This window comes from Bacillus sp. ZY-1-1, from assembly GCF_003047165.1.
GTDB classification, from domain to species: domain Bacteria; phylum Bacillota; class Bacilli; order Bacillales; family Bacillaceae; genus Bacillus; species Bacillus velezensis.
In genome coordinates, this window is sequence record NZ_CP027061.1 from 1,852,637 (window position 1) to 1,865,734 (window position 13,098).

At 46.5% G+C, this 13,098-nt stretch carries 9 protein-coding genes; 8 read left to right on the top strand and 1 reads right to left on the bottom strand.

Annotation, left to right across the window (positions count from 1 at the left end; translation table 11 throughout):
* Positions 1–12: 12 nt before the first annotated feature.
* Complete coding sequence (locus tag C5I45_RS09690) at positions 13–1,374, bottom strand: MATE family efflux transporter (protein WP_043867208.1); 1,362 nt, start codon at positions 1,372–1,374, stop codon at positions 13–15.
* A 276-nt stretch (positions 1,375–1,650) separates the two neighbouring features.
* On the opposite strand from C5I45_RS09690, the gene cdaS reads away from it, so the two are divergent.
* The 8 genes from cdaS to odhB all read left to right on the top strand — a co-directional run bounded on the left by cdaS (position 1,651) and on the right by odhB (position 13,062).
* The gene (cdaS, locus tag C5I45_RS09695; protein ID WP_014305204.1) at positions 1,651–2,277 is read left to right on the top strand and encodes a sporulation-specific diadenylate cyclase CdaS; all 627 of its coding nucleotides are present in this window, start codon (positions 1,651–1,653) and stop codon (positions 2,275–2,277) included.
* Between the two features lie 118 nt (positions 2,278–2,395).
* Positions 2,396–3,607 carry a macrolide family glycosyltransferase gene (locus tag C5I45_RS09700; protein ID WP_003153749.1) on the top strand — a complete coding sequence of 404 codons (1,212 nt, stop codon included), beginning with the start codon at positions 2,396–2,398 and terminating at the stop codon, positions 3,605–3,607.
* A gap of 319 nt (positions 3,608–3,926) precedes the next feature.
* Positions 3,927–5,168 (top strand): C40 family peptidase, encoded by a 1,242-nt coding sequence (locus C5I45_RS09705; RefSeq protein WP_107994347.1) that lies wholly within the window; start codon positions 3,927–3,929, stop codon positions 5,166–5,168.
* Positions 5,169–5,251: 83 nt separating this feature from the next.
* A complete protein-coding gene (locus tag C5I45_RS09710; protein ID WP_014305201.1) occupies positions 5,252–5,842 on the top strand; it encodes a superoxide dismutase family protein in 591 nt (196 codons plus the stop codon).
* Positions 5,843–5,919: 77 nt separating this feature from the next.
* A complete protein-coding gene (locus C5I45_RS09715; RefSeq protein WP_003153758.1) occupies positions 5,920–6,810 on the top strand; it encodes an AAA family ATPase in 891 nt (296 codons plus the stop codon).
* A 10-nt stretch (positions 6,811–6,820) separates the two neighbouring features.
* Positions 6,821–8,737, top strand: a complete 1,917-nt coding sequence (locus tag C5I45_RS09720; RefSeq protein ID WP_107994348.1) for a nitric oxide reductase activation protein NorD — start codon at positions 6,821–6,823, stop codon at positions 8,735–8,737.
* 227 nt (positions 8,738–8,964) lie between these two features.
* On the top strand, positions 8,965–11,799 hold the full coding sequence (sucA, locus tag C5I45_RS09725) for a 2-oxoglutarate dehydrogenase E1 component (RefSeq protein WP_014305199.1): 2,835 nt from the start codon (positions 8,965–8,967) through the stop codon (positions 11,797–11,799).
* Positions 11,800–11,814: 15 nt separating this feature from the next.
* Entirely contained in the window at positions 11,815–13,062 is a 1,248-nt protein-coding gene (odhB, locus tag C5I45_RS09730; RefSeq protein WP_003153764.1) for a 2-oxoglutarate dehydrogenase complex dihydrolipoyllysine-residue succinyltransferase, read from the top strand.
* Positions 13,063–13,098 lie beyond the last annotated feature (36 nt).

The following is a 13,098-nucleotide window of genomic DNA, read 5'->3' on the forward strand; positions in this document are numbered from 1 at the left end:
GCTGCTCCTCCTTTATAAAATCATCATTTTTTTCACATAACGCTTTTGCAGCTTCATCAGTCTGAAGAATAAACCGACAGCTCCTGCGGCAAGTCCTGCAATTAACCCGATCCAGTAGCCGTATGCCCCGAGGCTCGTGTAAGTGCCGACTGCGTAACCGAGCGGAAGCCCGATAATCCAATACGAAACAAAAGCCGCACCGAGTGTATAGTTGACATCCTTATATCCTCTCAGGGCGCCTTGTATCGGAGCTGCTACGGCATCAGAAAGCTGGAAAAACAGCGCATAGATTAAAAAGTGCTGCGTCAACATGAGCACCTCCGGATCTGATGTATACATTCCGGCGATTTGCGGCCTGAACAGTAAAATGAAAGCCGCCGTGCATAAAGAAAAACAAAGGGCCATCACAATGCCGATATAGCTGTATGACCGGGCATCCCTGTAACGCTTTGCGCCTGCTTCAAAGCCGACTAAAATCGTCATGGCCATGGATACGCTGAGCGGCAGCATATACAAGAGAGAAGCAAAATTCATTGCCGCCTGGTGGGATGCAATCGTCACCGTCCGGAAATGGCTCATTAGAAGTGTGACAGCCGCAAAAATGCTCGTTTCAAAAAATACCGCAAAACCGATAGGCAAACCGATTTTCAAAAGTTTTCTGCATTCAGACGGAGAAAAACGGTACAGTTTCTGAAATACAGAGTACCCGGCAAACGGCTCAAATCTGAAGACGATAAAAAAGCTGACGGCGCAAATACACCAGTAAGTCAGGGCGGAAGCGAGCCCCGCACCGACTCCGCCCAATGCCGGCATGTTGAATTTCCCGAAAATAAATACATAATTTAAAACAAAATTAATAGGCAATGAGCAAAGCGTAATAAGCATCGTGACTCGCGTTTTGCCGAGTGCGTCAATGAACGAGCGCAAAACGGCGTACACAAACAAAGGAAAAATACCGAGGGATAAAAAGCCTAAAAAGTGTTTGGCGATCGTCCGGACACGAGGTTCCAGGCCCAAATGTCCCAAGATCATATCAACGGTGAAAAAGCCGACCAGGATAACCGCCGCACTGAGAATGGCCGCTACATAAACGGCCTGGATGACGGAAAACGGCACTTCCTTTTGTCTGCCGGCTCCAAACAGCTGCGAAACAACGGGCGTAACGGCCATTAATATTCCTGCAAGGCCCGTATACACCGGCGTCCACAGGCTTGAACCGATTGCAACACCGGCTAAATCGGCGGCGCTCACTTTCCCTGACATCACCGTGTCCAAAAAGGTGATCAGGGCAAGGCCCGCCTGTGTGATTAAAATCGGAATGAAGATATGTAACAGCTGTCTGACCTTTTGGCCGATCGTGTTCGTTTCTCTCAATTTAGGTTCCCCGTTTCTTTATTTTAACGAGAGAAATTATAACATTTTATGTATAAAAAGCAATGAAAGCCGGCCTACTCTTTTTTGTCCGGTTTCGGCTTTTTAAACATCTTGGCATAAATGAATGAAAGTGAAATGACCCCTAAAAAGGTGCAGATATATTGCATCAGCCGTGCGAATTCCATATGATGTCTCCTCCTTTCATGATTATGGTGTACACAGCGGCGCATATCCATGCGCGCGATGCAGAAAATAAGGGAAAGGAGATGATGTGACATGCGCCACACTCAAATGACGGAAAGCGCGTTTACGGCCGCCGTTCAAACGTACTTGAAACAAATTACCGAGGATGCCGGAATGATACTGCGGACATTGGATGAAAAAGACCAATGCCTTCTTTGCGAATTAGATGAACTGGGACATACGTTTCAGGAAATGCAGGCTGTCGCTTCGTCGTTTTACCTGCAGTCATATATCGAACATTTTACGCCTTCCTATACAGAGCTGGCGAGGGCCGTGCAGCATCTGGCGGAAGAAAAGCACGGAGCGCTGATTGTGATTGAACGTGCAGATCCGCTGGACGGAATGATACAAAAAGGGACCAGCCTGCATGCCGAGATCAGTTCAGCTTTAATTGAGAGTATTTTTTATCCCGGCAATCCGCTTCATGACGGAGCCGTATTGGTCAGAGAAAACCGGGTTGTATCAGCAGCCAATGTGCTTCCGCTCACAACAAAACATGTCGATCTCAAATACGGGACGCGCCACAGGGCCGCGATGGGACTTTCGGCCGTGACTGATGCACTCGTGCTCGTTGTTTCAGAAGAAACGGGAAAAATGTCTTTTGCTAAAGACGGCGGACTGTATCCGCTTGTTTCGCCGCGGGCGCTTCATACGAAATAATAAGAAAATGGGAATATTGTACCCATTTAATATTAATAAGGTGAACATCTTTACCTTTTTCTGTATTGGTGTTATCGTTTAAATATACATAAAATTTAAAAGAATAGGGAGTGGAAAGATGGCAAATGTATTGATGATCGGCTTTCCGGGAGAAGGCCATATCAATCCGTCTTTAGGCGTCGTAAAAGAACTGAAGGCAAAAGGGGAACATGTCGTATATTACGGCGTGAAGGAATATGAGCACAAAATCGCGTCAAGCGGAGCGGAATTCCGTGAATGTGAAGATTTCCGAAAAGATGAATTCGGAAAAAACGCAACGGGTGATGAACAGCGGGATGCTACCGAGTTTTTACTGTTAATGATTGAGACTTCCGAAAAAGCCGCACTCCGTATTCTTGAGGAAGTAAAAGATGAATCATACGACTACATCCTTTATGATCATCATTTTCTGGCAGGAAGGCTTGTGAGAAATAAGCTGAAACTGCCGGCATATTCACTTTGCACAACATTTGCAATGAATGAAGCATTTATTAAAGAAGTGTTTTCAAATACAAACCTTATATCAGAGGAATCATCTCATTATCCGGCTTATACCGAAGCGGTCAGCCGGCTTAATGAAGAATTCAGCGCAGACATTAAAACGCCGTATGATATTTTCTCAAATGACGGCAGAAAAACCATCGTATTTACTTCAAGAGCGTTTCAGCCGAAAGAAGAAGAGTTTGGCGATTCTTATCTCTTTGTCGGTCCGTCCATAACTGAAAGGCCGGCGGCTCAGGATTTCCCGTTTGACCAGCTTGAAGGAGAAAAAGTCCTGTTTATTTCAATGGGCACGATTTTTAACAATCAGAAGGAATTGTTTAATAAATGCTTAAAAGCGGTCAGGAACTTTAACGGAAAAGCCGTCATGTCAATCGGCAAACATCTTGATCCGACGGAGCTTGATGAAATTCCTGAGAATGTTATTGTAAAGCCTTATGTTCCGCAGCTTGAGATCCTGAAGAGAGCGGACTTATTTATCACTCACGGCGGAATGAACAGTACGAGCGAAGGGCTTTACTACAAAACCCCGATGATCGTCATTCCGATGGGAGCAGATCAGTTCGCCGTCGGAAGCCAAGTGGAAAACACGGGCGCGGGCAAGATGTTTAAAAAAGAAGATGTAACAGCGGAACTGCTCACTGAAGCAATAAAAGAATTGAGCGAAAATCCTGAATATCAGACAAAAGCTTCTGAAATCGGAGAATCCCTGAAAGCGGCCGGCGGAGCACAGCGTGCAGCGGAATTGATAGCAGAAGACGTGAAAACTGCCGAGACCCGGGTTCTGTAATCAGCCGTCACCCGCTTCCTTTATAGGAAGCGGGCTTTTTTTTGTTTGTTTTTCGGGAGGATTTTCACGCCGTGAAGAGAATTGTATGAAAAACAGACAAGAAAGGTGGAATGTCGCGGAAAAAAGCCATGTTATGAAAATGATTCCAAAGTCTTTTGTGAAATGTTCTCAATTTATGTAAAATGTGTGGCATTGGTGATGATCTAAGACAAATGATTCGGAATTAATGTCGACTTCTGAATGAATCCTGCATAACAGGAGGCGTCCAAAGAAAAGGAACGTCCCTTTCAGCAATGATAAATAGGAGGTTTTTCGTTATATGAAGAAAAAAATCGCAGCCGGACTGGCTGTATCTGCAGTAATGACTTCAACCTTCGCCGTGCATCCCGCTGAAGCAAAAACCATTCAAGTAAAAAGCGGCGACTCTCTTTGGAAGCTTTCCCGGCAATATCATACAAGTATTTCAGCCCTGCAGGCGGAAAATAAACTGAAATCAACGATACTCCACCCAGGACAGCGGCTGCACATTCCCGACGGCAGCGGCACACATAAAACGGGGCAAAAAGGAAAACGAAACACTGGTGCTTACACAGTTACATACGGAGACTCATTATGGGTGATCGCTAAAAAATACCGAATGAGCGTTTCTGAACTGAGAAGCCTGAACCGTTTGAGTTCAGATATCATCTATCCGGGCCAAAAACTGAAAATTAAAGGGTCTGCCGGCGGCACGGACGGAGGCGGCAGACAGACAAAGCCTGATAAAGGCGCATCAGGGACTTACACTGTGAAGCCGGGTGACTCGCTGTGGAAAATCGCCAATCAAACCGGCATCACCATCGCCGAACTGAAAAAGCTGAATCAATTAACATCAGACATGCTGTATCCGAATCAAGTATTAAAGATCAAAGGTTCTTCACATAACGGAAACAGCGGCACAACACCGCCATCTCATTCAAACCCTTCTGAGAAGCCATCCACTTACAAAGTAAAAGCAGGCGATTCCCTCTGGAAAATTGCTAATCGGTTCGGCATCACCGCTCAGCTCATCAGAGAAAAAAATAAACTGACAACTGATGTGCTTCAAATCGGACAGGTTCTGTTGATTAACGGAACGGGAAAAACAGAAGATCCTGTGGGGCAGCCGGGTAACAAACCGGCAAAGCCAAACAAGCCAAATACTCCCGAACCTCCGGTGACAGGGTCAAAGATTGACAGAATGATAGGCGAGGCGAAAAAACATGTCGGCGTGCCTTACCGCTGGGGAGGCAATACGCCTGCGGGCTTCGATTGCAGCGGTTACATCTATTACCTTTTAAATAAGGTAAGCTCTGTTTCCCGTCTGAGCACGGCCGGATATTGGAATACGATGAAACATATCAGCCAGCCGTCAGCAGGCGACTTTGTCTTCTTTACGACATATAAAGCGGGCCCTTCTCATATGGGAATGTATTTAGGCGGAGGAGATTTTATTCACGCAAGCTCCTCCGGGGTTGAAATTTCAAACTTAAGCAATCCATATTGGAAAAAAGCTTATTTAGGAGCGCGCAGTTATTTTTAAAAAAAAGCCTTTCGGGGCTTTTTTTGTTTACCATTTTCACGTTTTGACAAGACTGATGGGTAAAAAAATAAGGGGGAGGAAGCATGAATCGTCTCTTGCTTTTTCTCATGCTCGCATCAATTACGCTTTGCGGCTGCGGGGCGAGACCCGCTCCTGTTCCGCCCAAAAAACATGGGGAAAGCCGCGCATTGGAAGCATCTGCATACCGTGAGCATGCCGGACTCATCAATCAAAACGGAAAAACGATCGGATATATCGAAGTGAGGGAATCTGATGATGAAGGATCAGACATTCATATATCAGCGGGACATCTGCCGCCCGGCGCTTCTCTCGGATTTCATATTTATGAAAAAGGGACATGTCAGGCACCTGATTTCGAATCAGCCGGCGGTCCGTTCAACCCTTTGAACAAAGAACACGGCTTCAACAATCCGATGGGTCATCACGCCGGAGATCTCCCCAATCTTGAAGTGGGGGCTGACGGTAAAGTGGATGTCATTATGAACGCGCCGCAAACTTCATTAAAAGAAGGGAGCAGACTCAGCCTGCTCGACCGGGACGGAAGCGCGTTCGTCATTCATGAACATACGGACGATTATTTAACAAACCCGAGCGGAAATTCCGGAGCCAGAATCGCCTGCGCTCCCCTGACAAAAAGCGCCCGCAGGGAATGAGCCCTTTTGTATTGAGTATACAAGGGCTTTTTTAGTATACTCGGTTATGGAATACAAATGGAAAGGAAACATCACCTATGACTTCAGAATTACAGCACCTATCACTTCCGGAAGATATACAAAACAAACTGCAGGCTTATCAAAATCATCCCGTTTCCCAAGAATTCCGGGATTTAATCGGATCATCAGGCTATGAGGCCGAAGATAAAGCGATTGTATTCGATGCCGTCATCGCTTTGACAATGGGAAAAAATATCTTATTAAAAGGACCGACGGGTTCGGGAAAAACAAAATTGGCGGAAACGCTTTCGAACTATTTTCATAAACCGATGCACAGCGTCAACTGCTCCGTAGACCTCGATGCGGAAGCGCTTGTCGGCTATAAAACGATTGAAAATGAACAGGGGCAGGCGACAATTGAATTCGTTCCCGGACCTGTAACAACCGCAATGAACGAGGGACATTTTTTATACATTGATGAAATCAATATGGCAAAGCCTGAAACCCTTCCGATTCTAAACGGCGTGCTTGATTACAGAAAAATGATGACAAATCCCTTTACAGGAGAAGTGATTAAGGCAAGCGAAGGATTCGGTGTTATCGCCGCGATTAATGAAGGCTACGTCGGCACCGTTCCGCTGAACGAAGCCCTTAAAAACCGTTTTGTCATCATTGATGTTCCGTATATTAAAGGAAGCCTCCTGAAACAGGTGCTGACCTCTCAGTCTGTCTTAAAAGATGAGAAATTAATTGAGCGCTTTATGACGCTGTCTTCTGATTTAATCGCACAAGCGCATAACGGACAAGTGTCAGAAGAAGCGGCGTCCATCAGGGCTCTCATAGATACGTGCGACTTGGCTGCGTACATCCCGCCGAAACGGGCGATTGAAAGAGGCATCGTGGAAAAACTTGATGACGACAGGGAAAAAGCCGCTGTCAGAAATATTGCAGAAACGCTGTTCGAATGAGGGATATACAATGAAGTTTATCAAATTTAACGACAGCACGATTGATTCGTTTTTGTTCATGATGCTGACTGATCTGGCAAAAACACTGACCAGAAGCAGTGAAGTTGAAGTGGAATACGGCGTGCAGTCTTACTACAATCCCTTTGAAAAGAAAATTTACATGAGCCACTTTTGGAAAGACCGATCAGCCGGGGATATGGAAGCCGGCCTGAAAAGCGATGTCTATTTGCGCGCTGTCGGAACACGCAGCAGCTCATTTCGGGTATTTGCGGGGTTTTTAAATGACGTTCACCGGCACTTCACCCGCCAAAGCTTTGCCAAGCAGCTGTTTATGCTGCTTGAGGATATCAGAATTGAAGAGCTGATCAAAAAAGAACGGCCGGGAACGAAACGTGTTTTTCAGAAGCGGAGGGAGATGTACAGGAAATATTTCACGACGCAGCTGACATTGAATTTAGAACGGAGCATTTTCACCGACGCTTTGTATTGCGCGATGTTTGTCAAGCTGACGGCTGAGTCTCCGCTTGAAGGCATTCCTACCATGCATGAAAATATTGATATGATGATACCGTATATTGAACGTCAGCTCATCCGGGTGTATGAGGCGGATTCTACGGAACAAATCGCAACAATAACGGAAGACCTCATGGAAGGCCTTGATGAAGTGCTTGAGAAAGATATGCTGAACACATACTTTTTTCTGCCGGAACTTGATTACGAAAAAGCGGCTGAAGAGCCTTTATTCGAAAGCGTAAAAAAAGCGCCTTCATTAAGTGACGATCTCACGCTCCCTGAGTCTTCCGACGGAGATGAAGAGATCCTTGAAGAGAAAATGAATACGTGGCACCGGGAAACCGAAGCGCCGTCAAAAAGCTTCCTTCAATTTGATATTGAGCACGGCGCGAAGTCAGATCTTGGGAAAGACGCGGCCAGAGAAGGCGATGACGGTGACCAGGCGCTCGGCTCCGTTCAAGGTTCCGCACGTCAGACGAAAAGAGAGGATTACTCCAAACTGGAAGCGCTTGAATCCATTCAGGATGAACATGAGGGCGCCGGGCTGGCTGACGGAATAGAAAACAAATTTGCCTTCCCGGTTTATCAAACGCCTCATAAAGCGTCTCCTGAAGAGGAGCAGTCTTATAAAGAACAGGCAAAAACGATAGAATCATATCAAAAACGCCTGAAGCAGATGATACAAAAAACACTTGAGCACAAAAAAACGCTCCCGCGGACCGACCTTCACGCAGGCCGGCTGAATCGCAAACTGATCCGCTATTTTACGGAACGGAACCCGCGCCTTTTCTATAAAAAGCAGGACCCGTCCTCAGACATTGACGCCGTTTTTACATTGCTTGTCGATTGTTCGGCCAGCATGTTTGACAAAATGGATGAAACAAAAAGAGGGATCGTTCTTTTTCATGAAGCCTTGAAATCAGTGTCCGTCCCTCACCAAATCGTCGGATTTTGGGAGGATACAAACGAAGCGACCGAAACGAGCCAGCCGAATTTCTTCAATACCGTCATTCCGTTCGAAGAGTCGCTGCTGCAGGCGGCGGGTCCGCTGATCATGCAGCTTGCGCCAGAAGAAGATAACAGAGACGGATACGCCATCAGACAAATGACGAAACAGCTGATGCGGCGGAGTGAGGCGCAAAAATTTTTAATCGTGTTTTCAGACGGAGAGCCGGCAGCATTCGGATACGAACAAAACGGCATCGTCGATACGAGCGAGGCTGTCATCGAAGCGAGAAAAAAAGGGATAGAAGTCATAAATGTTTTTCTGTCCAATACTGCGATAGAAGAATCCCAGATGAAAACCATTCAGGATATGTACGGAAAGTACAGTATTTTTGTTCCGGATGTCGATCAGCTGCCCGATGTGCTGTATCCGCTTTTGAAAAAACTGCTTCATAAAAGCATAGGATAGGCTTTTTCCTATGCTTTTTCGCTTTTTATTTTAAAATGATTTAATTTTTTCGGTATTGATCTGTTTTTTTTACTATTTTGTGAACAATCAAGGTAGAATCCAAACGCAATCAGTGGTAAAATATCCTTGGAAGCGTTTTTATTACATAATTTTGGGCACAGCGTTCAAAAGTTATTTCAAGATAGTGAATTGATCACTTGATTATCTAGGTTGGGGGTAATATTCAAATGTTTCAAAATAATATGAAACAAAGAATGAATTGGGAAGATTTTTACGGACCGAACCTCGGCTACGCACTGGAGCTGTACGACCAATATGCTGAAGATCCAGACAGCATTGATCCGGATCTGAAAGACATGTTTGACGAACTAGGCGCTCCGCCAAGCCAAATAAAAGAGGCATCGGAAACAAAGGAACAGGGACGCGTCACCGCAGATCTGATTCAAAAGATCGCAGCAGCAGTTAAACTTGCAGAAGATATTCGAACCTATGGCCATCTGAACGCTTCCGTCAATCCGCTCAGAAAGGATCCGAAAAAGAGCGAGCTCTTTCCGTTATCCGAGTACGGGCTTACAGAAGAAGAAATGAAAGCAATACCAGCGTCTGTCATCTGTAAAGACGCACCTGCCAATATAACAAACGGCTTAGAAGCCATCCAGCATTTACGCAATACCTATAAAAGAACCATCTCTTTCGAGTTTGACCATGTGCATGATTTCGAAGAGCGCGCATGGATTACAAAAATGGTCGAGTCCGGAGAACTGTTCCGGAAAAATTCACCGGAAAAACTGTCAGCCGTTTTAGAAAGACTGACGGAAGTAGAAGGATTTGAACAATTTTTACACCGGACATTCGTCGGTCAGAAGCGTTTCTCAATTGAGGGATTAGACGCGCTTGTGCCGGTTCTTGACGACATTATCGCCCAGTCTGTGAAAGCGGGCACAACCAATGTCAATATCGGGATGGCGCACAGAGGCCGTTTAAATGTGCTTGCGCATGTGCTCGGCAAACCGTATGAGATTATTTTCTCAGAATTCCAGCACGCGCCGAATAAAGACCTTGTGCCGTCTGAAGGATCGACCGGCATCAGCTACGGCTGGACGGGCGATGTTAAATACCACCTCGGTGCAGACAGACAGCTTCAGAATGCTGAAACCAAAAGCGCGCGGATTACGCTTGCAAATAACCCGAGCCACTTGGAATTCATCAATCCGATTGTGGAAGGAAGCACGCGGGCGGCACAGGAAACAAGAACGCAAAAGGGGTACCCGGTTCAAGACGAAACAAAATCGCTCGCCATTTTAATTCACGGTGACGCAGCGTTCCCGGGAGAAGGCATTGTCGCCGAGACGCTGAACTTAAGCTCACTGAAAGGCTATCAGGTGGGCGGGGCCATTCATATCATCGCCAATAATATGATCGGCTTTACAACTGAAAGCGATGAATCACGATCCACAAAATATGCCAGTGATTTGGCGAAGGGCTATGAAATTCCGATCGTTCACGTCAACGCGGATGATCCGGAAGCATGCCTGTCAGCCGTTAAATTTGCGGTTGAATACCGGAAGCGGTTCAATAAAGATTTCTTAATCGATTTAATCGGGTACAGACGATACGGCCACAATGAAATGGATGAGCCGTCAACGACACAGCCGATGCTGTATGATGCCGTCAGAAAACACCCGACTGTCAAGCGGATCTTTGCGGAAAAACTCGTAAGTGAAGGACTGATCAGCGAGGAAAAAGCGCAAAACATCGAAACGGCAGTGACAAAACGAATTGAAGACGCCTATAAAAAGGTGCCCGCCAAAAAAGAAGACGCCGTACGGGAAATTGAATTGCCGGAGCCTGTGTCCAACGGTTTTCCAGACGTTGACACAGCCATTGATTTTGATGTTCTCCGCAAGCTGAACGGCGAACTTATCAACTGGCCGGAATCCTTTAACGTGTTCGGCAAGCTGAAAAGAATCCTGGAAAGACGTGCAAAAGCGTTTGATGATGACCGTAAAGTTGAATGGTCATTGGCTGAATCGCTTGCGTTTGCTTCCATTTTGAAAGACGGCACGCCGATCCGGCTGACCGGGCAGGATTCAGAGCGCGGAACGTTCGCTCAAAGAAACCTTGTGCTGCATGACAGCGAAACAGGAGAAGAATTTGTTGCTCTCCATCACTTAGACGACTGCGCTTCTTCATTTACGGTGCATAACAGCCCGCTCTCTGAAGGATCGGTTCTCGGCTTTGAATATGGATACAACGTGTATTCGCCTGAAACGCTTGTGTTGTGGGAGGCGCAGTACGGGGACTTTGCCAATGCGGCTCAAGTCTATTTTGATCAATTCATATCTGCAGGACGGGCAAAATGGGGACAAAAATCAGGGCTGGTCATGCTGCTGCCTCACGGTTACGAAGGGCAGGGCCCTGAACACTCCAGCGGCCGCGTCGAGCGGTTCCTGCAGCTGGCGGCGGAAAACAACTGGACAGTGGCCAACCTGACAAGTGCGGCTCAGTATTTCCACATTTTAAGAAGACAAGCGAAAATGCTGCTTCGTGAGGAAATCCGCCCGCTTGTGATCATGACGCCGAAGAGCCTGCTGCGCAACCCGAATACGGTATCTGAAGTGCAGGAACTGAGCGAAAGCCGATTCAAGCCTGTCTATGAGCAGTCCGGTCTTTCCCATGCTTACGAAAAAGTGACTCGCGTCGTATTATCAAGCGGAAAAGTGTCAATTGATATCAGCGATCACTTCAACAAAATGGAAGGCGATAAGGATTGGCTTCATATTGCCAGAATCGAACAGCTGTATCCGTTCCCGGCAAAAGATACGAAGGAGCTTTTCGCCAAACTGCCGAACCTGCAAGAGATCGTTTGGGTTCAGGAAGAGCCGCAGAACATGGGGGCATGGAGTTATATCAGCCCGTATCTGACGGAAATTGCGCCAAAAGGAGTAAATGTCCAATACATCGGCCGAAGAAGACGATCCAGTCCCGCAGAAGGAGATCCGACAGTCCACAAAAAAGAACAGGAACGCATTGTATCTGATAGCTTGACTCGCAAAAACTAAGGGGGAAATGTAAAAATGGCGGAAATTAAGGTACCTGAATTAGCAGAATCAATCTCAGAAGGAACGATAGCCCAATGGTTAAAGCAGCCCGGTGATTATGTAGAACAGGGTGAGTACTTGCTTGAACTGGAGACGGACAAAGTAAATGTTGAATTGACAGCAGAAGAATCGGGTGTTCTAAAAGAGGTATTGAAAGATTCGGGTGATACCGTCCAAGTAGGAGAAATTATCGGTACCATTACAGAAGGCGCTGGCGAAAGTTCTGCACCCGCCCCTTCAGAAAGTGCTCCAGCCAATGAACAAACGAAAGAGGAAGCAAAAGCTGAACCTGCTGCACAAGAAGTCAGCCAGGAAGCACAATCAGAAGCGAAATCCAGAACGGTAGCGTCTCCGGCTGCACGCAAGCTGGCAAGGGAAAAAGGGATTGATCTATCACAAATTCCGACGGGGGACCCGCTTGGCCGCGTGCGCAAACAAGATGTGGAAGCTTATGAAAAACCGGCTTCAAAACCTGCGGCACAGCCGAAACAGCAGGCTCAAAAAACACAGCAAAGCTTTGACAAACCTGTCGAAGTGCAAAAAATGTCCCGCCGCAGACAGACGATCGCGAAACGATTGGTTGAAGTGCAGCAGACTTCTGCGATGCTGACTACATTTAACGAAGTTGACATGACGGCCGTTATGAATCTAAGAAAACGCCGTAAAGACCAATTCCTTGAGCAAAACGATGTAAAACTCGGTTTCATGTCGTTCTTTACAAAAGCCGTCGTGGCTGCATTGAAAAAATTCCCGCTCCTTAACGCTGAAATTCAAGGCGATGAGCTGATCGTGAAAAAATTCTATGACATCGGTATCGCTGTCGCGGCTGAAGAAGGGCTTGTCGTCCCAGTCGTACGTGACGCTGACCGCCTGACGTTTGCCGGCATTGAAAGAGAGATCGGCGAACTTGCGAAGAAAGCGCGAAACAATAAATTAACATTAGGTGAGCTGCAAGGAGGCTCCTTCACGATCACAAACGGAGGTACATTCGGATCGCTTATGTCAACACCGATCCTAAACAGCCCTCAGGTCGGGATCTTAGGTATGCACAAAATTCAGCTGCGCCCAGTAGCAATTGATGCGGAGCGCTCTGAAAACCGTCCGATGATGTACATCGCTTTATCATATGATCACAGAATTGTAGATGGTAAAGAAGCGGTCGGGTTCCTTGTCACCATTAAAAACCTGCTTGAAGATCCGGAACAGCTGCTGCTGGAAGGATAATTTGAGACAGACAAAAAGTACACTGCCCTTACAAGC

What these genes read in the sequence shown, in the direction of transcription:
- odhB (WP_003153764.1), top strand. Translation starts at nt 11,815, where the DNA reads ATGGCGGAAATTAAGGTACCTGAATTAGCAGAATCAATCTCAGAAGGA.
- C5I45_RS09720 (WP_107994348.1), top strand. Translation starts at nt 6,821, where the DNA reads ATGAAGTTTATCAAATTTAACGACAGCACGATTGATTCGTTTTTGTTC.
- sucA (WP_014305199.1), top strand. Translation starts at nt 8,965, where the DNA reads ATGTTTCAAAATAATATGAAACAAAGAATGAATTGGGAAGATTTTTAC.
- C5I45_RS09705 (WP_107994347.1), top strand. Translation starts at nt 3,927, where the DNA reads ATGAAGAAAAAAATCGCAGCCGGACTGGCTGTATCTGCAGTAATGACT.
- C5I45_RS09715 (WP_003153758.1), top strand. Translation starts at nt 5,920, where the DNA reads ATGACTTCAGAATTACAGCACCTATCACTTCCGGAAGATATACAAAAC.
- C5I45_RS09700 (WP_003153749.1), top strand. Translation starts at nt 2,396, where the DNA reads ATGGCAAATGTATTGATGATCGGCTTTCCGGGAGAAGGCCATATCAAT.
- cdaS (WP_014305204.1), top strand. Translation starts at nt 1,651, where the DNA reads ATGCGCCACACTCAAATGACGGAAAGCGCGTTTACGGCCGCCGTTCAA.
- C5I45_RS09710 (WP_014305201.1), top strand. Translation starts at nt 5,252, where the DNA reads ATGAATCGTCTCTTGCTTTTTCTCATGCTCGCATCAATTACGCTTTGC.